Below are 19,949 nucleotides of genomic sequence, written 5' to 3' on the forward strand. Positions count from 1 at the left end.
CACTTCTTGGTCAACGAGTGGCCGGACACGCTCAACGAGAACGGATAAATCCATATCCCCGGTGTAAGACACGTTCGCACGCCGCACGCTTCGCCGCCTTCTTGCCATTATCTCACCTCACAACTGAATAAGAGCCTTGACTGCTCCCGGCAGGCTTCGGCCCTCATCCTTGTAGGTTACGGATATATTTCCAACCCGTTCACTGGTGACGCCTTGTTCCCTCATTAGCGTTTGGGCAAGCAAGACACAAGCCAATTCATATTTCTGTGGCAATGTCGAAGCCGGAGCGCCTTCCTCGTCGCTTGGCAGGATATATCCGGCTAAATATTCCACATCAATCAAACGCGCGCCACAAGGCCAGCCGGAGCGTTTAAACAGCATCCCGTTTTCAGATTCGATCTTGAAGGAATCGTTCTGCTGTTCGTTATCATGGATGCTCAGTTTGGATACCGAATGAATCGGGAAGTTTCGAAGCCGGAGGAACTGGGTTCCAGGACCGTCCAACGTCTGTTGGTATGTCTTGTATTCAAAGCTCCGATTACATTCCCGTTCGATCCATTCAGACGCTGCAGCTAATGCAGACAGTAAATAAAGATCCTGTGAAGTGTCGTCCAGCGGAATGGACAACATTCCTTTAGCTCTTTGTAGTGTCGTCAGCATCAGAAGCACCGCCTGCCGTATCATCATCAGCTTTTGTTTTATCTGAAGCAGCTGCCTTTGTTTGTTTTGGCAAGGCTTGTCCTTCGTCATCCTCAGCAATGACACCAGCAGCCCTCAGTTTGTTGGCTCGTTTCTGATCCGCAGGGTATAACTCGCCCGGTTCAATCACGGTATTGGTTTCCTGATCGTTAAAAGCTGAGATAACCGTGTAATTCAGTTCTTCACTTTTAGCAGCCATAGTCCGCTTTCCTCCTGTTAGGCCCGGAAACCCGGGCCAGATAATTTATTGATTTAAGGCGTTGGAATGCCCAATTTGATAAACGGTGACACCTGATATCCGTTTTTCATCTCGAATGGGCCGTTAACCCATGGCTTACCATCCACGTTCCAGAAGGCTTTGATGATTGTTTTATTTTGTTTGAACAATGGATGTTCAGAAGCTTGGATAAAGATACCCGAACCATCCTTGATCAGGTAGTAACCCATGTCTGCAAGTACCAGGTCGCCTTCTTCACCAAGGATTGGCGCGTTCTCTTTGAATCGGATTGGATAACCCAGAAGCGTGCCTGTCATTTTATCAGCAACGTTCGGTTGGAAGATCAGATTCCCCGCTTCATCCTTCATTGTCAGGAGTTGTGGCAAGATAGATTGGGATGCAGCCCAGATCAATGCACCACCAAGCTTGGCCTGAGCAATCATGGCAACAATATCAGCATAGGTGATCAGGTTCGCTGTTTTACGTGCCACTGTAATGGCAGCTGGTGACACCATCGCGCCGCTTGGCTTACCAGTTCCGCTCCCGTACAAGAACGCATCGTCTTCAGCTGCAGCAATTGCACCTCTGAACAACTTTGTGATGATGGTGTTTACTGCCGGAGCGTTTCGCAAAAGTTTGTCTGTAACAACGATATGAGCGGCAACCTCATGAGGGGTCAAAGTCAGGTCTCTGAATTTAGCGCTTGTCTCAGGTTTTTCGTCACCTTCACCGATCCAGTTCACCTCTACGCCGCCATACATGTTGGAACCGGCACCCTGATCAAGTGCAGGGAATGTAGTGCTGGAGTCAGGAGCATTTTCATCAGCCGGAATAACCAATGCACGTGGACGAACCACTGCTTCTTCTGGCGTGATTTCAAACAATTGCGCCGAGAACTTAGGAGGCACGAAAACCCCGCCTGAAGCTTTTGTTCCTGCAGCCATTTCCCGATACTCTTTCAAACGTGGGTCATACGGGTCCGAACGGTAGCAAGAAATCAGTTCGCCCAAGCTGCGGAACTCACTTTCATGAGCTGGATCTTCAGGTGTATGTTTTGCCCCGCTGCCACCCATGGCAAACTGTTGGGCGCGTTCTTCCAGTTTAATTTCATCTTCCAAAGAACGGGCCTCTGCTTCCATGGTAGTAAAGTTGGTTTCTTCATCATCAGTAAAGCCGCGCTTTTCCGTCTGAGCCAACACAATCAGTGAACGCATTTCCTCTTTCTTTGCAGCGAGTTTTTTTCTCAATTCGATAAGATTTTTCAAGCAATCCATCTCCCTTATAGGTTCAATTTTCGTAATCGCATTTCCAGATCATTTGCAATGGCCCGTTGTTCTTCCTCGTCATCTTTTGTTGTCTCAATCGTAGGCCGGGCTTGGAAAGTTTCTTCCGCTGAACGAATACCCACAGAGGACTGAGGATAGGCAGGAGTCGTTACCGGGCTAACTTCGAATAATTCAGCTTCAATAACAGACCGAATCGGCATATCTGGATTTGTTTCGTCCCACTCTTCCTTGGTTGGGCGAAAAATAAAAGACGACCCCCGCACGTCTCCGCGCTCGATCGTCTCCACATATTTTTCCGCCCAACTCGGAGGCGTGATTTCATATCTCAGTCCAATGTCATCCTCAGTCACAAGCAACGTTCCCGGTGTGCGTCCTAAAATCTCACGTGCGTCATGTTGCCACGAAGCATAGACATCCGGGTTAATCAAACTGGCCGCAAATGCCCCACGCTTAAAACGTTCTTGAAACATGCCAAAAATCGGATGTGATAACTGGTCCCACCTCACAGCGTAACCAATGATTTTTGTCGGTTCTCCATCAACTTTCCGAACCTCCGGCCGACTCTCCGGTATGATCAGTTCCCGTTGTTCTTTCGTTTTGTTTCCCATCTTCGTTATCACCTCCCTCCGGTGGAATAGGATCAGGTTTATTCTGATTTTTGTAATACTCGTCCAACATATCTAATGGCAACATATTGAGCGGAACAAAATATCTGTCTCCACCTTCAATTGGGTTGTCGTTTTCCTTCTCCCGAATGTCATTCTGAGAATAGACCCCGATCATGAACATTTCTTTGTAAAATGCTGCACGTGCAGTTGAATCCCCTCGAAGCAATCCTTCAACGAGATGTTCCGCGAAGAACCGCTTTTGCTCATTCAGAGAAAACAACTTCCAGTTGATGGTCTGTTCCCATCTGATCAGCCAAGGCCGGAGAGAATGAATGACAAAATCAGTAGACTGTTGCTCGATGTTAGAAAAGGAAGCTCGTTCAAGGTCCGCCATCATGTGTGGAGGAACACGAAATACCCGCGCAATCTCAAGTATCTGGAATTTTCTCGTTTCCAAGAATTGAGCATCATTCGGTGGAATCGTGTTTTTAGAAAATGTCATCCCTTCTTCAAGCAACATGAGACGGTGAGCCTTCCCAAGTCCTTCGTACTTCTCCCGAAGCGACTTTTGCAGCCTTTCAAATGCTGCATCCGATAAAGTACCAGGAAGCGTTGCGACAGCACCCACGTTTGTTCCATTCTCAAAGAAATCTGCTCCGAACTGTTCCGTAGCCAACGCCAGCTCCACAGCCTGCCGCGCCCAATGAATAACGGAAACTCCTTTTGTACCATCGAATCCAAGACCCGGTATATGGAACATGGCATAAAACGGAACGTTGTGTTGCTTTCCGTCTTTTGTTGTGACTCTGAAGAACGGATCCCCTTCTGCTGTTTCCATATGTTCGACCCGATGAGGTGGAATCGGCCAGAGAGCAACAATTTCCCCAGCTGTGTCATATTCGATTTCCGCGTAACAGTTACCCCACAACAAAATATGAGCCATCATGGTTTCACGGAAGGTAAACGCCGTCATCCTTGAATTGGGCCTGCTCTGTAAAAGCTCAGCAATTTTGTGTTTAGTCCGGATTTTACCTCTTGGGTTCAAACGCTTGTAAACTGGTAGCGGCAGTGAAGCCACAGATTCCGAAAGAATCCTGACACATGTAAGCACCGCCGTTGATCGCATAGCTGTTGATTCTGTGACAGTAGCCCCCCGGCCTGTGAGAGCGCCGAACGCTTTATACATCCACCTTTTCGGGTTCTCCAAATCACTTGTATCGCTTGACTCACTTGGTTGGCTTCTCTTCTCCAAAAACTTTGAAACAAATGGTATCCGCAGTGTGTACACCCCCTTTCATTAAATCGCTCTAACGCCTCGATCTTCGTAAACGGATCTTTTCGGTTTAGCCGAATTGGAAAGCGTCAGTTTGTGGGCATCAATAACAGCGTCCACCGGGTCAATCCTCTTCGTTTTAGAAGAAGGGTCCTTGTCTATCTTGATTTCTCCAAAACTATTGCTGACCGTCTTGGCGTTCGCCATGCTCCATGTCAGCAGCTTGTTCTTCCGGTCATAAATCACGTTCTTGGCTTCAGTTTCCAACCTGAAATCCACCGTAGCGTCATTCAAGCTCTTGGCACTCTGAACGATCTCAACCAGATCCACTCCAAATTCCTCAAGGTCAGACAAAAAGGCATCTGCGTTGTGTGGATCATACGCAATGCCCAGTAGCTTGAGATTATGTTTTTTGATCAGATCCCGGTAATAAGACAAGATGTATTTATAATCCGTCTTCACGCCGCCCATGGTCTCTGTCGGAGTCAGTAACCCTTCCATAATCCACATGTCATAAGGTGCAAAGTCACTCTTCACATGCTCGTCTACTCTTGCTGCAGGGATCCAGCTATGTGAATGGATGTAATACTTGCGCTGCCCGTCGATATCCAACGGAAATTCCAATGCACCACTCGTAAGGTCACCACCTGAAGACAAGTCCAGCCCCAGGTAACATTCTTTGCCTGCCATGTCCTCAATGGTCGTATCAGATTCACATGCCACCCAGTGTTCCATATTCATGTACTGCGTGTCCGAAAACTGCACCCATCTGTTCAGTGACTTGGTCAAGAAGTTGCGAAGCTCTTCGCCTTGCTGAACCTTCGCTTTGATCGCTTCAGCACGCAAGCTGTCCAACGTCTCCGGAGTCCAGAGAGGATTCGCCTTCGGCCAGTTCGATTCTTCCCAAACATCGTCATCCTTGTCCAGCTCACAAATAAAAATAAACTGCGTTTCATCGGCATGAGCGCCAGACAAAACCATCTTGCAATATTTGTACAACTCATAGCATGGACCGTTGATGTTAAATCCGGCTGTTGTGATAACGGAAATAAGACACTGCTTAAGCTTCTTGGTTCCGTCCGCAAGCAGCTTGTACATCTGGTTATCCTTGTGTAAGTGATATTCATCGACGCTCGCAAAGTACGGCCGGAAACCGTCTATGGATTTTGTATCCCGGCCAAGCGCCTTGATTTCCCCTTTGGAAATTGTGCAAAGAATCGTACTTTTGTAATCCTTCACGTCAAATAGGCCGGACTCGTATTCAGTCCCACCTAATTCAGGATCAGCATCGATAAACTTGATACACTCTTTCAAAACAATTCGTGCCTGAGCTTCCTTCGTTGCCGTGCAATACACTTGCGGATAGTTGTATCCATCAAAGTTGCCATAGAACAGGGATGGCACAGCGTTCTTTAATGATTTTCCGTTCTGTCGTGCTACCTGAACATAAGATGTTCGAAAACGACGATATCCATCTAACTTTAACCAGCCGTTCCAGCTCCCGAATATGAAATCTTGGAAACCCCACAACTCAAGCGGCAAAGGTTCTTCTCCCTCAGCCAACGTTAAGGACTCAGCAAAATCAATTAATTCGTGCGCCTTTTCCGGATCAAATACGTACGGGAAATCTTTCGTGCCTTGCCTATCCAAATCCCGAAGGTGACGTTCGCAAGCTTGTCGCTGAGCTTGTCCGGCTATAATTCTCCCTGAAGTAACTTCAAGAGCATAGGCCGTTACCCTGTCCGTTTCCCCAACAGTGTTGTAAGGATAGATCTGAGGGTTAACCACTCCGGTTACCTCCGAATTTCCCGAACTTGCTTGGAGGTTTTTCTTTCTCCTTTGGTTTCGGAACATTCTTGACCTTGGATAACGGGTTCAGAAACAAACGATCCTGCATCTTCAGAAGCATATCCATTTTTTTATTAACGGCTGTCTCGATTTTCAGGATGCCTTCAATGGATGCCAGCTGAGAGAGGTATTTCTGCGCTCTCAGTCCGTACTCGTTCAGATCCTGTTCTGATTCCTCAGCTTTTCGAGTTAATTCCTCGAAATATTCATCGAATACATAATCTTCAATGGAAATTCTCTCGATTTTTTGATACTGTTTCAGCAGTTTTTCATATTCAGAATATGTCCGGCAATACATCCCTAAAAGTCCAACATCTGAGCTTGAAAGTAGATTCACGCCTTCCGCAGCTGCTGCCTTATAATCCTTCATGCATTGTTTCCAATGAGAGAAGGCAACCGTGTCATCCTTTACAAACACTGGCGGTTTCAGCTTTTCCAATTCTGTCTTTCCTAGCTTAACCTCACCTTCTTGTCTAGCTTGGAGCTGCGCTTTAGTTAATCGGTTAGGGTTACCCTCCGCGATGTGGAGACCAACCGGTTTGGCGTTTCTTCCCATCAGGGCATACCTCCTAAACGCCGAAAATATTATAAAACGAGTTTTTACGCGAAATAAGTCCGACGCGGTCTATCAGCCAAAGGGTTTTCAGAGATTTGACCCCCCTACCCCTTGTCGAACAAATTCTTAGCCACCTCAGCTGCAATACGTTTCGTTATCTCATCTGTATCTCTTTGAGTCAGATTCCCTTGGATATCAATCGTGATGTTGTGTTCATTCGGACTCTTATGTGAGTGAGAGATGTACGACCCGCGCCCATCGTAATATCCTACTGGTTGGGCATAGCCTCCACACTTTGTACATGCAGTTCCGTCTTGATTCGTCCAGCCTGTCTGTTCATTCGAACACACTACACAGACCAACCTCATCTCCTTAGCCATTACCAAACCCTCCATCTTCTTTAGCGGTCTTGATATCGTGGCATTGCTTGCATAGTGGCTGCCAGTTGCCACGATCCCAGAACAGTTGCTTATCTCCCTTGTGGGGCTTGATATGGTCAACTACCGTTGCCTCCTGTACATAGCCTTGCTTCCAACAGTACGCACACAGCGGATGCTTCTTGAGGAATCCAACCCTGGCTTTACGCCATCGGCTATCATATCCGCGCTCAGCTGCTGTTCCTCTATGTTGGTCATAGCTATGTACTTGGTCTTGGTGGTCCTCACAGTACCTGCCCTCTGTGATAGTTGCCTTGCATCCCTGCTTACTGCAGAAGCGTTTAAGTGGCATCTTGACCATCTTCTTCTGGAAGCTCTTCAACAATCCATTGTTTGTCTCCACGGTATGGAACTGGCTCCACTTTGCACTTGGTTATCCTGTATGTCTTCCCCAGGACATCTAAAGCATCCATCACTGTTTCCACATCTTTACGACTCCAAAACTTCCCACTGTACATCCTTCATCCTCCTTCCAGCATCTTGGTATCTTGCATACTTGCTTAGTGCCGGCCCACTCGCCCCATATGCAGCCTTTGCATTTCTCTGGCTGATCCGGAGAAGCAATTGGCACAGGCGGGGCCTTTCTCGTCGCTCTCGTAATCATTCCATGTCCTCGAATTTCTGCTTTAACGCTTTTTGTGTTTCTTCCATCTGCTTGTACGCCTTAACCTGCTGACGACTGGCGTAGGCTTGATATGTGTACGAGACAATCGCTGTTATCAGTGCTGTATATAGCAAAACCGTCATTATATCTCGCATATTAGCACCTACTCCTTGCAATCTGACGAACAGGCTTGCGATTTATAACTTGATGCCTCATCGGCTGCCTGTATGGTGCGCTCTTTGTTCGAAGAGGCTGTAATTGCCGTATATGCTTTTCTTGCTCTTCTATTTGACGCGCCTCTGAAGTCAGCATTCTTAAAATCAGTTGAATGGAATCACGGTTTTTATTCAGGAATGCCATGATCCATTGGTGCATCCGTTCCAGCTCTTCGCCCAATGCCCTTAAAGCCTCTCCCACTGTTTGCCCGTGTCGTCGCCTTAGTTCCTCCCATGAATCTGAATCATTCATCCCCTAAACTCCTTTCATATTTACAAGCGCTTGGGATTAGATAAAAAAAGAGCCACCCGATGTTGGATGACTCAAAAAAGGATATGAAGAAAATTTCATCGGCCTTGCCGGGACTCGAACGCCAGCCGCTGCCTGTAGGCCATAATAGTATCCGTACTTCTATCCCGCCCGGATGGAGCGGCTGTGGGGAGTCTAACCCCATTCCCACACCGCACCCTTGACGATCCACGTCTAAGGATATCCCATCCCACAGCACAGCCGAGTTGCCCACGGGATAACGGTGCTAGGCACACCGGGGAAGAATTTTCCTTCCCTATGTGCCTAACTATAAATTTGAACCACAGACGTTGTGCCGACTCACTACAGACGTACTACAGACGCGGTTTTCACTCTATTTGTCCAATCAGCTTCAAGGTTTCTGCTACAGACTCTACACCTCGAACAATTCTCCTGTCCACTGATCTATCTGTTATGTTACCGAATCTTTTGACAGTTCCCCACCGTGTGTTACCCCGGACGAAACGAAACTCCATCACCCTGCGAACATCATCATCTTGAATAAGTTTCACCGCCATTTCTATGGCATCTGCTTTCTGTTGGTACTCTACTTTGACTTGCTGTTCTTTTTCAGTCAGTAGCAAGCGACTATTCAGAGCTTCAGAAGTTTGCCGCATACGCAGGTAACGTTTCAACATGCTTCGTGCAGATTCAAAGTCCGTCTTGTCCGCTTTTGGAAATAACTCCATTTGGATCACCGCCCCCATGCTCTGCACCCTTTCCTGATTGTTCAGTTAGCCTCTTATTTTCAACGAAAAGCAATGTGGCTTGTTTCTGCCAGTACGCTACAGACTCTGTGAGAGAGTCAATTTCACTCTGTTGAATCTTCATGTGCTCAGTGAATTCCTTATCTTGGTTGTACATAGCCTCTCTGTTGCTATCTGCCAGCGCCCTATACTTATCAAGCTGCAGGAGTACCGCACAGAATAATTCATAGTCAGACTCATTAAAGCATTCCCTTGCCAGACCGTCTATTTTGGCTTGTGCTGCTTCCAATGTCGGTTGGGTCATTTTGCTACCGCCTGACCTTTTTCAAGCTCTCTATACTCATCCTCGGGAATCTGACTGATGATTGCTGTCGGTCGTATGCGCTTCTTCTCCGATATCTCAGCGATTGCTCTTGCTGGATGGCTGCTTTCGAACAATTCCACTAGCTTACCGTTCAGCTCAGTTTTAAAATATCTTGTCCTTACCATATTTCTCCCCTCCATTGCACATTGTTACATGTTCAAAATACAAATCCGAATCATCCAACTCTTCATCATCAATGCGGGTGATTTCGAATACCCGGAGACAAACCGGGCATTCTACTGTATCCCCCAACTCATAATCAATGTCCATCATGCTGTCCCCTATTCAAAACATCCGTGCCTGTCGGTATGAAGCACCCCATCCACCATCTTGTAATGGGATCTCGTTTGTTATCTCCAAGCTACTGGGGGGATATGGCGCCGTCACACATGCAGGATCAAAATCTATAACCTTTTCACCTTTGCGATTTGTACGGTATTTCATAGGCCGGTTATCATAGCACCAAAGCATGTCGTCCTGGATTTGATGGACAACCACCATTTTCCCTTTATCTAATCCGCTTTTGAGTCGGCACACCATCCCAGGCTTAAATTCTTCAAAGTAGAAGAACAGGAAGGCCATGCTTTATCACAACTCAGCTTTCATTCGATCAATTAGCCCGTTTGTGGCAGCCTTATACTTGGCGTGCAATTCTTCATCTGTTTTCCCGACGATCTCCAAAGCTCCAAGCAAATTAGCAAAAGCATCATTCAGGTTTTTGAAGTGTGCTTTGAATATGGCTGCTTCCTCACCAGTCCCCTGTGCTACCTTCTTCCGGAGTTCAGCCAACTCGGCCTCAATCTCTGCCGGAACCTTCTCCACAATCGCAGGAACATCGATAGGCTTTGCTTTCAGTTCCTGTTCAAGCTTCTTTATCTGTGCCAAAGACTCAGCGTGTTCCCGTTTAGCCTTCTCAAGTTCTTCCTGAAGCGCAGCGGATTGTCCATCATCTTCACCTGAATCATCTTTTGCAGCTGCAGCCGCCGCTTCCTCTGCTTGGGCTTCTAACCGTTCAACAATCAAAGCATGTTCTGCCTGCTGTGCTTCCAGTTTTTCTCGAAGCTTCTGCTCCTTCTCCATAGCCTTCTTTGCCTTCTCAGCTTCCGCCTGAGCTGCTTTGAGGGCCTTTTCAGCATCTTTACGTGCTTTGACCGCTTCCTGTAGTTCACGAGTAGACATACTATCCACATCATTTTCCTGTACGAAGGCTTCTCGTTCCTCAGCCGGGATCCCAAGCAAGGCCACAGCCTGCGTATAGCTTAAACTTCCAAGCGCTTGGGAATCGGCGTTATCTCCAAACAAAGTGAGCTGATCGGATCCGTATTCCTTAAACAATTTCATCAAGTTATTTGCAGTGCTTTGAGAGTAATCAACAGAGTCAGCCAGCCAGTTCATCCAATCACCATGCTGCATCATCTCTTTCGCTTCTGTTAATCGGCGTCCGATCTCAATAGATCCGTGAAGCATAATCTTTTTCGTTTGATCCTTGATGCTGTTGATTTCGATTGCGATTGTCTCAATGGTACGAATGGCTAATTGGCTCATACGGCTACCCCCTGTGGTTTCTTAGTGTTAGTTTTCTTTGGTTTCTTGCCTAACCTAGCTCTCTTGAACTTCTCCACAAACTCCAAGATGGTTGGATCAGGATCATAATTTTTAAATCCTCTGACTTGAGCAATGAAACCTGATCTGATTTCCACCGTGCAAAGTGGTTCGTCAGGTTGTTCAATCTTGCGAATGAACAGAATGTCACATTGTCCAGATCCATATTGAGCGGAATAACCCCCAACACAATGACTGAGACTTTTTCCTTCTCTGAACAACTCAAATGATGATTGGGCTGCTCTTATTAGATAGCCGTTTGCTTCAAAATAATAATGTTCAAGTTCAGGAAGGCGTGCTTTAATCCTCTTGTTCACTGCCTTGTCTTTTTTGATTTTGATACGTTCCGTTAATTTCATGTGTGCTTCGTGGAGATCGTTTGGAAACAAATAACGTTCCTCTTCCAGACTCATTCCAAGTTCCTTGCATTGATTACGATAATCTCGCCAATCAGACAATATACTTCCAGCTGATCGTTTGGCGTATTGCGGTTTCTTCTTTTGCTTTAAGATGTATTTTTTCACAGTTTCTTCAGGAGCTAACGATAATACCTCTCTGTAATAGGTCTGATAAAATGTGTCCTCTATTTCTCCCAAGAATAAAGCATCCAGTACATTCATCTTTTCGCCCCGTGATTTTAACTTCTGGTAGTAACGAAGTGCTTTAGGTTCTATCCCAATCCCTGCATTTTTGATCTCTCTTAGCTCACTTTTTGTCAGCCTTAGCACGGCGGGTAAGGTTTTTCCTCGCCAGTGGACAGCACCATAGGTGCCACTTCCGGAAAGTTTAGCCCGTACAAGATTACTGAATCCTGCCTTGGTCAGATATTCAATGCAGGGATAGCGGGTGAAATGGTCGAAAAATTCCACCATGTCATTTATGCTGTAATAACCACCCGAGTCCGTGTACTTTTCCCATGTTGAATACTGAAAAGGAGTATCTTTGACAGCTTTTCGGATATTATCAAGATCACGAAATTTCCTCCATGATCCATAACCGTAATGCTTCTCAAAAGGAGACTTAACCTTGCTTTTTTCCTTTCCATACACATAAGCAGTTGATTTTCGGGGTTCAAACAGATACATATGAACAACGTTGTAATGTGTCTCAACCTTTGTGTAATCCCCACTGTAATTTCTACTTACTGTAATTACTCTTGCTGTGATTGCTTCTTTGTTGATAATTGACTTCTCATACCAGATCAATACAGCAGAATCGAATAGATATTTCCGACTCATTCCATGAGAACGAACTTCACATTCTGACTCACATTTTGGACAAGTAGCAAGTTCTTTCTGTTTATGTTTCAGCTTGACTTCAGGGCAGTGTTGCTTTTGGCAATGAGTGCAATATGCGACTTGGATACCTCCGGACGTCTTGTAAAATAAGTAGCGGCTTTTCAGTAGAACCGTATCAGTAACGTAATTGACAAGTGCTGTGGAAATTTTCTCAGGAAAATGTTTTTCAAACTCTACACGCAACATGCTTTATCCCTCCCCTACAAGAAATCATCTAGCTTGACATCAAAACGCACGGTCTTTTGCTCTTCAGGGGCGGGGGTTACTGCCGTTACTCCCCCGCTCAGTCCAAAATAATTCAGCACAATCGAAAAACCTTCCTCATCGGTCAGCATAGCCATCCCACCAACAGCTTTTTTCTTAGCCTCTGCCTGCATAGCAAGCAAGCTCTTCGCAATCGTCTTGTCAGCGGACAGGATCTGATCAACAGAACCAGGATTCGCCTGAATGTGTTTAATCAGAAATTCCCCAATCAGCTTGATATATGTGTTCGTCCCTTTACCGTCCATTTCAGCTTTCAGCTTTGTTATTGCAGCTTCCATGCTTCATCCTCCGTTCAATTTTGCTTTTTGACCCAGGCAAACGCACGTTCACTGCCCGAATCTTGTATCACATAAGACACGCCTTCCGGAACCATCCTATCTGGTGCCACAGCTAACATGCCGTAATCTGTTCGAACTTCCGTATCTGCTGCTACTGGATCCAAGGGAGATAAGACCAGTTTTAGCCGATCCAACTTGTATCCCTGATCTATCAGTGAAGCAACGGCCCTATCTATGCGTGCCCTCATCCCATAACCGGCATATGATTGGCGTACCTCAATGGCCGTCCGTTCCAATTGGGTGAGCTTGTCCGCATCAAGTTGTTCAACAGCCCGTGAGAACAAGGGGACGTATCGGAATTGATCCTTTACCTTGGCTGAATAAATGTATCCGGCAGGAGGTTCATCGTCCGCCACACTAGCCCCCAGCTCTCCGCAGCGTTTAAGTCCCAATAAAATGTCACCAATGGGCCGTTCCATATTCCAGCGCCCGCCCGGAACCCATTCACCGTTGACTTCTACCTGCCGCGGAACGAATATCGGTATACCGCGATTCGCCACTTCTTGCTTGTTCAACCATCGGTGTAGTGGATTCATTAGCGCTCACCCGCCTTTGCGGCCTGTGTAGCTGCTGCAAGACGTAGCATTTCTTGAAATTCTTCCTCACTCGGGCCAGAATCAGGGTTTGTATCATTTTGAACGATCGGGATTTCAGTTTTTCCGCCCCCGCCGCCGGAACCCTTTTTACGTTTCGCCTCATCCGAACGCATCTCTAAAACCAATTTTAAGAATTGATCCCGGAACGATCTGCCCGATAAGACATTTTTTCGCCAGAAAGTATTTGTAGGCAGCCAATCCATCACATCACGAATGAGATTCTTGTCCTTCTGGCCGTCAACTTCGACCAGCAGCCGGAAATCGTCCGCCCATGTCTGCATGTTCGATCGTTTATTCAAATGCGCGATTCCTTCTGCTTGCGCGAATTCATCAATTTTTCCTTTCAGGTAATTCGCCATTTTCAGAAACGAGCTGTTTTCGTCGTATTCCGGTTTTTTCCGAGAACCTTTTTTTCCGGTTTTACCTTTTCCACTTTTTTCCGCTTCCTCACCTCGCTCTTTCGGCTCGGCCGCATTTTCGGCGGTCGGTTCGGATTTCGGGTTTTGATCTTGGTTTTGATTTTGCTGTTGGTTTTCGTCTTGGGGTATATCTTTTTTTATTAATTCTTTTTCTTTATCTAACTCTATATCTAATTCTTTATATACCGGGACAGGGGGTGGACGTCCTTCATCTGTCCCCGGGATGTCCCTAGGTATGTCCCCGGGGACATCAGTCTTTCCCGCTGCTTCGGCTGCCTTCTTTGCAGCAGCCATTTCACGCTGTTTCGCCTTTTTAGCAGCAGCCTTTTTCCGGCTTTCAAGTACCTGTCCGCCAATGTTATGCCAGTTTAAAACCTCATATCCATCAAGGGTTTTCCCTATATAGTTAGCCTCGACAAGTGCATTAAAAAACACTTCGGGATCACCTTCAAAATGAGCAGCGTCAGCCAAATCAATTGGCTCAAAATTGCTTATGTTTCCATCGGGTGCCCAATCCATTGCCCACCACCAAATCATGTGTAACGAACCCACTGCCCGGGGTATATCCAACCCTGTCAAACGACAGAATTTCTTCGTCTGGGGGTCCCTATCAGTCGCCTGATAACTCTTAATCCATAACATCTATGCTGTTCACCGCCTCCTGCAAATGGACTCACTCAGGACAGACATGCGACATCCCAGATATGTCCCCACACTGTCCCCTGCTTGTCCCCGGGGACATCCTAGGGACATCCAAGGGACAAGGTGCGTCCTATTTCCAATGTTCTTGACCCTCTCCGACTGTGTAATAAATGAAAAGTTCAGCCTGCTTGTCCACTTTCCACGCTCGCCCCTCGGCAGTTTCATCTGCCCAGTTATGACATGTACCTGTTGCCGTTTTAGGACCACACAGGATGACGATATTCCAAGGGGCTTTACCTGTTCCGTACTGACTGGCGTTGATCATGTGGCAACGCTCGAACCAATGCTTTGGTCTACTGCACCCGCAGCGTTCACAACATACATATCCCGCCTCGCTGGCGCGTCTGTATGCCTCTTTATCAACCTTATTGCTGATAGATGTATGTTGTTTCTGAGTTGGCTTGAACCGCTTGTGGTTCGGTTTAGGCGTAGGGAGAAATTCAAACTCAGCCATGTACTCCGCCTCCTGTTATATGCATTTCAATCCGCACCCGAAGGCGCAGCTCGTAAATCTTCTCTTTTACCGAATCAAGCTCATTACGCCAGAACATCTTTTGTTCATATGCTTCAGCTTCTATCTGCCTAAGCTCAGCTGTTGCAAGATCTGCAGCAAGTTCCTTTTCACCGCGCTTTGCTTCCGCCCTTGCTTTGGCATGGGTGTTTTGACGCAGTGCGTGGATTTTGGCATAATCGCCATCCTTCTGAGCACTAACACGTCCCATTAGCATGTGGGCGTCCGTCAGCAGACGAATAATCTCAACCATTGCACCTGGGGAATCATCATCAAACTGATCCGCCTGATAACGCATTTTTTTGATCTGACGGATATACTCATCCACGTCCATAATCTTTACCTCCATCAGACTTGTGCTGTTAAATGAAATTTGATATGATTGCCGTATAATTTTTTTGTGAAGTTTCAGACCAAATGACTACGCGGACCAGGCGTGGTCATTTTTCGTTTACAAGGGCAATGTATTCCTTGTGATGACGCTCGTTGCAAAATTTCAGCTTTCCTGCTTGAACATAACTTTCTCCATACTTGATACGATGGAAGCACAACGGACAATTCCCGATATCCCTTCTACTTTTCTTTTTACTTACAATCGGGCCGCCTTCTGCTTTTTGAATTTTGCCTTCAATCTTTTTTCTATCTGCCTGCAGCTGCATGATTAGATTTTCGTCTGTAGCATCAAGGATCTTTCTGCAAATTTCGTTATGCTGTTTGCGAAGTTCCCGCCTTGTGTTCTTCAAGACCGTTCCCTCCTTCGGCAATAGTTAGATAAGCAAGCGATTCATCAAACCAATTCGCTGTTTCTGGATAATCAAATTGCATCTGCTGCAGGAGTTTGATGCGCTGCTGTAACTGCAGATGTATTGACATATTGCTCACCTTCCTCTATTCCAAGATCCTTTTTAAGATCCGATATTTCTTTGTCCAGCCAACAGTTTCCGGCGTCCATCGTGTGAACACTATCACGAAAATTAATCAGACTTTGTAGGTGGACCCATGCAAACCAATTTTTAATGAGCGAGTGATTCAATCTTTTCACCTCTTTTATTGAAGGCTTGTCCTCTAAAACGACCCCAGATTAAGAGTCGTCAACCCTATTCAGTTACTCACGTTTACTTTGGAAAATATCCCACCCAATTCTTTCATATCGCTTTAAGATTTCAGCGACTGTAGTAACGTCTTTAATAACAAAGTCGTCACAAAAATGAATTGTGGTGCTTCCAGAAGTAATTGTTTGGACAATATTTCCTTCATGTGGTTTGTACGGAGCGTTCATCGAATCACCTCTGTAACTATCTATATGCGCCACCGCTTGTACACCCACATTGTTCACCTCTTATCAAATTTAATTTGAGTTCGTTTCAAAAAAAAGATTACATCAAATAAAACCCATTAATTCCGAAAATAACAGTTGCGTAAATTTAAGTTACTGTATATAATTTTACTTGTGAGCAATACTTATAACAAGGTGTTAAATTTAATTTGAGTCGCGGTCAAAAAAAGACGCTTGTGTCAAATCAGGGAAAAGTACATAAACATTCTCGCCAAGATAGTTGCAAATTTTAAAGAGCAACCGAGTACCAGGAACAGATTTACCGTTCTCGATTTCACGCCAATGAACCTCGGTAATGCCAAGATCAGTTGCAACCTCACGCTGAGTACCTTTTGATTTACGGCAGTTTTTCAAGACCAAACGTTGAGTGTTAGTTGTTTCCATCGTCTGCTTTCACCTCCTTGTCACTCATTATATAACTCAAATTATATTTTAGCAACCCCCATTTTATAAAATTTAATTTGAGTTGGAGGTTTTACTTTGAGTCATCCATTATCCATGGGCGAAAGAATAAAAGAATTACGCAGTACACGGGGTTATACCCAAAATCAAATGGCTGAACTACTTGATATGAATCCTGCGAATTTTTCAAGCTATGAAAGGAATAAGAGTATTCCCCCAAGTGACCGCCTAGCTAAAATTGCTGACATACTTGGCACCTCCACCGACTATTTAACTTGTAGAACTGAAATTCAACTTCCAATCGACTTGATCCTAAATGAACAAAGTTCCATTAAGAGTAGAACTGACCTGACCCCTTTAGTTGGTACTATTTGTGCTGGTAACGGTCTAATAGCTGAGAGTAACATTGAGGATTATGTTAGCTACCCTATACCCAAAACTAACGGTGCTGACTTTGCATTGAAAGTAAAAGGAAATTCTATGATCGGTGCCGGTATTAACGATGGAGACGTAGTTTTTTTAAAAAAAGGGCGTTGGGCTGAGTATAATGGCCAGATTGTTGCTGTAGTCATAAATGGAGAGGACGGTTCGCTTAAACGGATGAGATGGACTGAAGGTTCTCCATATATACAACTAATACCAGAAAACCCCGAGTTTGAAATTAAAGAAGTACTACCAAACGAAATTGTAGTGTGTGGACTATATGCGGGTCACTTTAAGTTTGATTCATAATAAGGAGGGAAGTGTTTCATGTTTAGTACCCTTTCATCTCTGATAAATGATGAGTACTGCATGTATTTAAGAAAATCAAGAACTGATACTGAAGCTGAAGCCCGTGGTGAGGGTGAAACATTAGTTAGACACGAACGAATACTACTTGATCTTGCCAAACGCCTAAAAATTAATATTACACATATCTTTCGAGAGGTTGTATCCGGTGAGACTATTGATTCCAGGCCGGAAGTTCAGGAATTATTAAGACAGGTTGAAGAAGGACGCTGGAAAGGCGTTTTGGTTGTAGAAGTCGAACGTCTTGCACGTGGGGATACTATAGACCAAGGTATAGTAGCTCAAACCTTTAAGTATGCTAGTACAAAAATTGTTACTCCTACTAAGATCTATGACCCAAATAATGAATTTGATGAAGAATACTTTGAGTTTGGTCTTTTTATGTCCAGAAGAGAATTCAAAACTATTAACCGAAGATTACAAAATGGTCGTATGTCTTCAATTAAGGAAGGTAAATATCTAGGAAGCATCCCGCCTTATGGATATGAGAGAATAAAACTAAAGAATGCAAAAGGGTATAGTCTAAAACCCATTGAAGACCAGGCGAGAATTGTTAAAATGATTTACGAACTATACACAGTTGGACAACCCGATGAAAACGGAGTTGCTAAAAGAATTGGTACCTCTCTTATTGCTAGAAAATTGAATGCACTTAAAATACCAGCCGCAAAGGGAGGGTTATGGACCGTTCCTACCATTAATTCTGTTCTACGGAATTCTGTCTATAATGGGAAGATAAAGTGGGCTGAACGCCCCCTTAAAAAGAGCAGAAAAGATGGCAGTATACAAAAAACACGTCCTAAAAACTCGGAAAAAAATATTATTTTAGTTGATGGATTGCACGAAGCATTAGTTAGTGAAGATACATGGAATTTAGCTCAACAGTACTTGGCAGAAAACCCTTCAAAACCTATTCCAACACGATATCTTACCAAAAATCCACTTGCTGGGGTTGTTATTTGTGCAAAATGCGGCCGGAACATGATTCGTAGACCATTAGCTAAGCAGCTACCGATAATCATGTGCCCTATACCAGAATGTAAAAATGTTAGTTCTGATTTGGAATTAGTTGAAAAAAGGGTTATTGAATCATTAGAGTATTGGTTGAGATCCTACAAAACAAAATGGGATCAAATGAAATCTGCAAAAGAAGAAAGAACTGATCAAGGAGATGTTTATATATCTGCGTTGAAAACAATTGAAAAGGAACTTAGTGATATATCAACTCAGATGGATAATTTGCATGATTTATTGGAGCAGGGCATATATTCTACAGAGATGTTTTTGGAGAGATCAAAAAAGTTATCGGAAAGAATGGCAGCCTCTAAAAAAGCAAAGGAAGATATCGAAAACGAGATTATTAATAATAAGAAGTCGCTAGATGTTCGAGAAGTTTCAATCCCTAAGTTCGAACATGTAATAAAAGCATACTACCTTACTGATGATCCGGAGTTACGGAATAACATGCTAAAAGAGGTATTAGAAAAAGTGACATATGAGAAAAATAAGGGGACAAGATGGCACGGTTCTCCAGATGATTTCGTGCTTAAGGTTTTCCCTAAGCTTCCGCATGATTATCACTGATAACATCTATGTGCATATTCCTCTGTAGCGATGTCATTCAACAGACCGATAATTTTGTCCGGAATGGTATATCGCTGATTCATATACCGAAGGGCTGCAGCCAGTTCCCCGTCTGCCCCACCATACTGTTCCATCAGCAATTTGGCCATATGAGGATCACATTTACTTACCCTAACAGGATATTGCAGCTTTTTCTCGTATACCCACATGTTGGACGATCCCTCCTTCAAAAATGTGAACTGAATGTGATCCAATTTGGATAGTTGATACTTCCACTTCCCGGGTATCCTGATTCTGCGCTTCCAGAAAACCCGGGTACAGTATGCTTTCGCTATCAACTCAAACGTTCATTACACCTGCCAAGGCCAGGGTGCCTCTGACCACTGCCAAGGATACTTGGAGAACGCATGCCCAAAGTTCATGAGCGGTCCATACAGCTGCTGAAATTCATGGGCTACCCTCATCCGCTCTTGGCTAAACTTGTTATACTGTTCAATACTCTGATAGTCCCCCGGGTGAGTATCCAGATACAGATTCAGCTCCACCAGTACAAAATCCAAGGCTTGCAGTTCCTCCAGCAACTCATAATATCTGGCGTCACACGCTTTTGCTGTTTCAGGCTCCATCTGCTCCTACCTCCCTCCCCTTTGTTTTTTTGGATGTATAAGGACTGTATAGTGCAGGCCACAATGTTCCGAGTCTCAGCGCTTCCGCCGGACTATATTGGGGCCAGCCCATCGGCTGGAAAGGGATAAATAACTGTGGAGGAACAAGGTAGGTTTTAATTTCAATCGGTTTACACGGATCAAACGGCCCCACGAAAGGGGCATATGCGCGAAGCTGTGGATCAGTCATTTCCAAACGCCTCCCTTCACTGAAATTTTGGTCACTCGTCGGTAGGCGACCAAAACCCTTGCTTTTCCCGTCTATTATCCATATGTCATCGTTCTTAAGTTAATCCCAAATCAGCTGAAAAAGCTTTCG

Annotated in this window: 30 protein-coding genes and 1 pseudogene; 2 read left to right on the forward strand and 29 right to left on the reverse strand. The window is 45.0% G+C overall.

Translation table 11 applies throughout. The features are described from left to right. Positions 1 to 117: 117 nt before the first annotated feature. From ABIC22_RS00005 to ABIC22_RS00130, 26 genes are all read right to left on the reverse strand, one after another. Positions 118 to 660, reverse strand: a complete 543-nt coding sequence (locus ABIC22_RS00005) for a phage head-tail connector protein (RefSeq protein WP_354476922.1) — start codon at positions 658 to 660, stop codon at positions 118 to 120. Then, positions 635 to 898: a hypothetical protein gene (locus ABIC22_RS00010; RefSeq protein WP_354476925.1), complete on the reverse strand. Its 264-nt coding sequence runs from the start codon at positions 896 to 898 to the stop codon at positions 635 to 637. The genes ABIC22_RS00005 and ABIC22_RS00010 overlap by 26 nt, the downstream gene beginning before the upstream one ends. A 53-nt stretch (positions 899 to 951) precedes the next feature. Beyond that, positions 952 to 2,181: a phage major capsid protein gene (locus ABIC22_RS00015; protein WP_354476927.1), complete on the reverse strand. Its 1,230-nt coding sequence runs from the start codon at positions 2,179 to 2,181 to the stop codon at positions 952 to 954. Between the two features lie 14 nt (positions 2,182 to 2,195). Further along, a complete protein-coding gene (locus ABIC22_RS00020; protein WP_354476930.1) occupies positions 2,196 to 2,810 on the reverse strand; it encodes an HK97 family phage prohead protease in 615 nt (204 codons plus the stop codon). Beyond that, positions 2,740 to 3,996, reverse strand: coding sequence for a phage portal protein (locus ABIC22_RS00025; protein ID WP_354476933.1), 1,257 nt, complete (start codon positions 3,994 to 3,996; stop codon positions 2,740 to 2,742). Before ABIC22_RS00025 ends, ABIC22_RS00020 begins: the two co-directional genes overlap by 71 nt. Positions 3,997 to 4,107: 111 nt before the next feature. Next, positions 4,108 to 5,871: a terminase large subunit gene (locus tag ABIC22_RS00030; protein ID WP_354476936.1), complete on the reverse strand. Its 1,764-nt coding sequence runs from the start codon at positions 5,869 to 5,871 to the stop codon at positions 4,108 to 4,110. Continuing rightward, on the reverse strand, positions 5,864 to 6,487 hold the full coding sequence (locus ABIC22_RS00035) for a terminase (RefSeq protein WP_354476939.1): 624 nt from the start codon (positions 6,485 to 6,487) through the stop codon (positions 5,864 to 5,866). The genes ABIC22_RS00030 and ABIC22_RS00035 overlap by 8 nt, the downstream gene beginning before the upstream one ends. Before the next feature lie 104 nt (positions 6,488 to 6,591). Then, positions 6,592 to 6,867 carry a hypothetical protein gene (locus ABIC22_RS00040; RefSeq protein WP_354476941.1) on the reverse strand — a complete coding sequence of 92 codons (276 nt, stop codon included), beginning with the start codon at positions 6,865 to 6,867 and terminating at the stop codon, positions 6,592 to 6,594. Next, on the reverse strand, positions 6,860 to 7,216 hold the full coding sequence (locus ABIC22_RS00045; RefSeq protein WP_354476943.1) for an HNH endonuclease signature motif containing protein: 357 nt from the start codon (positions 7,214 to 7,216) through the stop codon (positions 6,860 to 6,862). Before ABIC22_RS00045 ends, ABIC22_RS00040 begins: the two co-directional genes overlap by 8 nt. After that, positions 7,206 to 7,382 carry a hypothetical protein gene (locus tag ABIC22_RS00050; protein WP_354476945.1) on the reverse strand — a complete coding sequence of 59 codons (177 nt, stop codon included), beginning with the start codon at positions 7,380 to 7,382 and terminating at the stop codon, positions 7,206 to 7,208. The genes ABIC22_RS00045 and ABIC22_RS00050 overlap by 11 nt, the downstream gene beginning before the upstream one ends. A gap of 142 nt (positions 7,383 to 7,524) precedes the next feature. Beyond that, complete coding sequence (locus ABIC22_RS00055) at positions 7,525 to 7,683, reverse strand: hypothetical protein (RefSeq protein ID WP_354476948.1); 159 nt, start codon at positions 7,681 to 7,683, stop codon at positions 7,525 to 7,527. A gap of 1 nt (position 7,684) precedes the next feature. Then, positions 7,685 to 7,996 carry a hypothetical protein gene (locus ABIC22_RS00060; RefSeq protein WP_354476951.1) on the reverse strand — a complete coding sequence of 104 codons (312 nt, stop codon included), beginning with the start codon at positions 7,994 to 7,996 and terminating at the stop codon, positions 7,685 to 7,687. Between the two features lie 386 nt (positions 7,997 to 8,382). Next, a complete protein-coding gene (locus ABIC22_RS00065; protein WP_354476954.1) occupies positions 8,383 to 8,760 on the reverse strand; it encodes a hypothetical protein in 378 nt (125 codons plus the stop codon). Beyond that, positions 8,705 to 9,064 carry a hypothetical protein gene (locus tag ABIC22_RS00070; RefSeq protein WP_354476957.1) on the reverse strand — a complete coding sequence of 120 codons (360 nt, stop codon included), beginning with the start codon at positions 9,062 to 9,064 and terminating at the stop codon, positions 8,705 to 8,707. Before ABIC22_RS00070 ends, ABIC22_RS00065 begins: the two co-directional genes overlap by 56 nt. After that, positions 9,061 to 9,249: a hypothetical protein gene (locus ABIC22_RS00075; RefSeq protein ID WP_354476960.1), complete on the reverse strand. Its 189-nt coding sequence runs from the start codon at positions 9,247 to 9,249 to the stop codon at positions 9,061 to 9,063. The genes ABIC22_RS00070 and ABIC22_RS00075 overlap by 4 nt, the downstream gene beginning before the upstream one ends. 463 nt (positions 9,250 to 9,712) lie before the next feature. Further along, a complete protein-coding gene (locus tag ABIC22_RS00080; RefSeq protein WP_354476963.1) occupies positions 9,713 to 10,669 on the reverse strand; it encodes a DUF3102 domain-containing protein in 957 nt (318 codons plus the stop codon). Continuing rightward, entirely contained in the window at positions 10,666 to 12,210 is a 1,545-nt protein-coding gene (locus ABIC22_RS00085; RefSeq protein WP_354476966.1) for a PcfJ domain-containing protein, read from the reverse strand. The genes ABIC22_RS00080 and ABIC22_RS00085 overlap by 4 nt, the downstream gene beginning before the upstream one ends. Positions 12,211 to 12,224: 14 nt before the next feature. After that, positions 12,225 to 12,566, reverse strand: a complete 342-nt coding sequence (locus ABIC22_RS00090) for a hypothetical protein (protein ID WP_354476969.1) — start codon at positions 12,564 to 12,566, stop codon at positions 12,225 to 12,227. Between the two features lie 14 nt (positions 12,567 to 12,580). After that, the gene (locus ABIC22_RS00095; protein WP_354476972.1) at positions 12,581 to 13,162 is read right to left on the reverse strand and encodes a hypothetical protein; all 582 of its coding nucleotides are present in this window, start codon (positions 13,160 to 13,162) and stop codon (positions 12,581 to 12,583) included. After that, positions 13,162 to 14,160 (reverse strand): hypothetical protein, encoded by a 999-nt coding sequence (locus ABIC22_RS00100; protein ID WP_354476974.1) that lies wholly within the window; start codon positions 14,158 to 14,160, stop codon positions 13,162 to 13,164. The genes ABIC22_RS00095 and ABIC22_RS00100 overlap by 1 nt, the downstream gene beginning before the upstream one ends. Positions 14,161 to 14,413: 253 nt before the next feature. Next, on the reverse strand, positions 14,414 to 14,797 hold the full coding sequence (locus ABIC22_RS00105; RefSeq protein ID WP_175397634.1) for a hypothetical protein: 384 nt from the start codon (positions 14,795 to 14,797) through the stop codon (positions 14,414 to 14,416). Beyond that, positions 14,790 to 15,188, reverse strand: a complete 399-nt coding sequence (locus ABIC22_RS00110; RefSeq protein WP_354476977.1) for a hypothetical protein — start codon at positions 15,186 to 15,188, stop codon at positions 14,790 to 14,792. The genes ABIC22_RS00105 and ABIC22_RS00110 overlap by 8 nt, the downstream gene beginning before the upstream one ends. 106 nt (positions 15,189 to 15,294) lie before the next feature. Continuing rightward, complete coding sequence (locus ABIC22_RS00115) at positions 15,295 to 15,597, reverse strand: hypothetical protein (RefSeq protein WP_354476980.1); 303 nt, start codon at positions 15,595 to 15,597, stop codon at positions 15,295 to 15,297. Next, positions 15,560 to 15,727 (reverse strand): hypothetical protein, encoded by a 168-nt coding sequence (locus ABIC22_RS00120; protein WP_354476983.1) that lies wholly within the window; start codon positions 15,725 to 15,727, stop codon positions 15,560 to 15,562. Before ABIC22_RS00120 ends, ABIC22_RS00115 begins: the two co-directional genes overlap by 38 nt. A gap of 232 nt (positions 15,728 to 15,959) precedes the next feature. Next, positions 15,960 to 16,181 carry a hypothetical protein gene (locus ABIC22_RS00125; protein WP_354476986.1) on the reverse strand — a complete coding sequence of 74 codons (222 nt, stop codon included), beginning with the start codon at positions 16,179 to 16,181 and terminating at the stop codon, positions 15,960 to 15,962. Positions 16,182 to 16,334: 153 nt separating this feature from the next. Further along, the gene (locus ABIC22_RS00130) at positions 16,335 to 16,574 is read right to left on the reverse strand and encodes a helix-turn-helix transcriptional regulator (protein WP_354476989.1); all 240 of its coding nucleotides are present in this window, start codon (positions 16,572 to 16,574) and stop codon (positions 16,335 to 16,337) included. 96 nt (positions 16,575 to 16,670) lie between these two features. Here ABIC22_RS00130 and ABIC22_RS00135 point away from each other — a divergent pair, with 96 nt between their 5' ends. Together ABIC22_RS00135 and ABIC22_RS00140 are read left to right on the forward strand one after the other, a co-directional pair. Then, complete coding sequence (locus ABIC22_RS00135) at positions 16,671 to 17,324, forward strand: LexA family protein (RefSeq protein ID WP_354476992.1); 654 nt, start codon at positions 16,671 to 16,673, stop codon at positions 17,322 to 17,324. Between the two features lie 18 nt (positions 17,325 to 17,342). Next, complete coding sequence (locus tag ABIC22_RS00140; RefSeq protein ID WP_354476994.1) at positions 17,343 to 18,965, forward strand: recombinase family protein; 1,623 nt, start codon at positions 17,343 to 17,345, stop codon at positions 18,963 to 18,965. A gap of 8 nt (positions 18,966 to 18,973) precedes the next feature. Here the strand turns inward: ABIC22_RS00140 and ABIC22_RS00145 are convergent. The 3 genes and pseudogenes from ABIC22_RS00145 to ABIC22_RS00155 form a co-directional block, all read right to left on the reverse strand. Further along, positions 18,974 to 19,174, reverse strand: a pseudogene (locus ABIC22_RS00145) (manganese catalase family protein); the annotation flags it as partial. A 141-nt stretch (positions 19,175 to 19,315) separates the two neighbouring features. After that, positions 19,316 to 19,591 carry a spore coat protein CotJB gene (locus tag ABIC22_RS00150; protein ID WP_127536541.1) on the reverse strand — a complete coding sequence of 92 codons (276 nt, stop codon included), beginning with the start codon at positions 19,589 to 19,591 and terminating at the stop codon, positions 19,316 to 19,318. After that, positions 19,581 to 19,820 (reverse strand): spore coat associated protein CotJA, encoded by a 240-nt coding sequence (locus tag ABIC22_RS00155; RefSeq protein ID WP_095288153.1) that lies wholly within the window; start codon positions 19,818 to 19,820, stop codon positions 19,581 to 19,583. The genes ABIC22_RS00150 and ABIC22_RS00155 overlap by 11 nt, the downstream gene beginning before the upstream one ends. Between the last annotated feature and the right edge of the window lie 129 nt (positions 19,821 to 19,949).

This window comes from Paenibacillus sp. PvP094, from assembly GCF_040546835.1.
GTDB classification, from domain to species: Bacteria; Bacillota; Bacilli; order Paenibacillales; family Paenibacillaceae; genus Paenibacillus; species Paenibacillus illinoisensis.

Coding starts and splice junctions, on each gene's coding strand:
- ABIC22_RS00005 (WP_354476922.1), bottom strand. CDS start 660: ATGCTGACGACACTACAAAGAGCTAAAGGAATGTTGTCCATTCCGCTG.
- ABIC22_RS00010 (WP_354476925.1), bottom strand. CDS start 898: ATGGCTGCTAAAAGTGAAGAACTGAATTACACGGTTATCTCAGCTTTT.
- ABIC22_RS00020 (WP_354476930.1), bottom strand. CDS start 2,810: ATGGGAAACAAAACGAAAGAACAACGGGAACTGATCATACCGGAGAGT.
- ABIC22_RS00025 (WP_354476933.1), bottom strand. CDS start 3,996: ATGTATAAAGCGTTCGGCGCTCTCACAGGCCGGGGGGCTACTGTCACA.
- ABIC22_RS00035 (WP_354476939.1), bottom strand. CDS start 6,487: ATGGGAAGAAACGCCAAACCGGTTGGTCTCCACATCGCGGAGGGTAAC.
- ABIC22_RS00040 (WP_354476941.1), bottom strand. CDS start 6,867: ATGGCTAAGGAGATGAGGTTGGTCTGTGTAGTGTGTTCGAATGAACAG.
- ABIC22_RS00045 (WP_354476943.1), bottom strand. CDS start 7,216: ATGCCACTTAAACGCTTCTGCAGTAAGCAGGGATGCAAGGCAACTATC.
- ABIC22_RS00050 (WP_354476945.1), bottom strand. CDS start 7,382: ATGTACAGTGGGAAGTTTTGGAGTCGTAAAGATGTGGAAACAGTGATG.
- ABIC22_RS00055 (WP_354476948.1), bottom strand. CDS start 7,683: ATGCGAGATATAATGACGGTTTTGCTATATACAGCACTGATAACAGCG.
- ABIC22_RS00060 (WP_354476951.1), bottom strand. CDS start 7,996: ATGAATGATTCAGATTCATGGGAGGAACTAAGGCGACGACACGGGCAA.
- ABIC22_RS00065 (WP_354476954.1), bottom strand. CDS start 8,760: ATGGGGGCGGTGATCCAAATGGAGTTATTTCCAAAAGCGGACAAGACG.
- ABIC22_RS00070 (WP_354476957.1), bottom strand. CDS start 9,064: ATGACCCAACCGACATTGGAAGCAGCACAAGCCAAAATAGACGGTCTG.
- ABIC22_RS00075 (WP_354476960.1), bottom strand. CDS start 9,249: ATGGTAAGGACAAGATATTTTAAAACTGAGCTGAACGGTAAGCTAGTG.
- ABIC22_RS00080 (WP_354476963.1), bottom strand. CDS start 10,669: ATGAGCCAATTAGCCATTCGTACCATTGAGACAATCGCAATCGAAATC.
- ABIC22_RS00085 (WP_354476966.1), bottom strand. CDS start 12,210: ATGTTGCGTGTAGAGTTTGAAAAACATTTTCCTGAGAAAATTTCCACA.
- ABIC22_RS00090 (WP_354476969.1), bottom strand. CDS start 12,566: ATGGAAGCTGCAATAACAAAGCTGAAAGCTGAAATGGACGGTAAAGGG.
- ABIC22_RS00095 (WP_354476972.1), bottom strand. CDS start 13,162: ATGAATCCACTACACCGATGGTTGAACAAGCAAGAAGTGGCGAATCGC.
- ABIC22_RS00100 (WP_354476974.1), bottom strand. CDS start 14,160: ATGGATTGGGCACCCGATGGAAACATAAGCAATTTTGAGCCAATTGAT.
- ABIC22_RS00105 (WP_175397634.1), bottom strand. CDS start 14,797: ATGGCTGAGTTTGAATTTCTCCCTACGCCTAAACCGAACCACAAGCGG.
- ABIC22_RS00110 (WP_354476977.1), bottom strand. CDS start 15,188: ATGGACGTGGATGAGTATATCCGTCAGATCAAAAAAATGCGTTATCAG.
- ABIC22_RS00120 (WP_354476983.1), bottom strand. CDS start 15,727: ATGTCAATACATCTGCAGTTACAGCAGCGCATCAAACTCCTGCAGCAG.
- ABIC22_RS00130 (WP_354476989.1), bottom strand. CDS start 16,574: ATGGAAACAACTAACACTCAACGTTTGGTCTTGAAAAACTGCCGTAAA.
- ABIC22_RS00140 (WP_354476994.1), top strand. CDS start 17,343: ATGTTTAGTACCCTTTCATCTCTGATAAATGATGAGTACTGCATGTAT.
- ABIC22_RS00150 (WP_127536541.1), bottom strand. CDS start 19,591: ATGGAGCCTGAAACAGCAAAAGCGTGTGACGCCAGATATTATGAGTTG.
- ABIC22_RS00155 (WP_095288153.1), bottom strand. CDS start 19,820: ATGACTGATCCACAGCTTCGCGCATATGCCCCTTTCGTGGGGCCGTTT.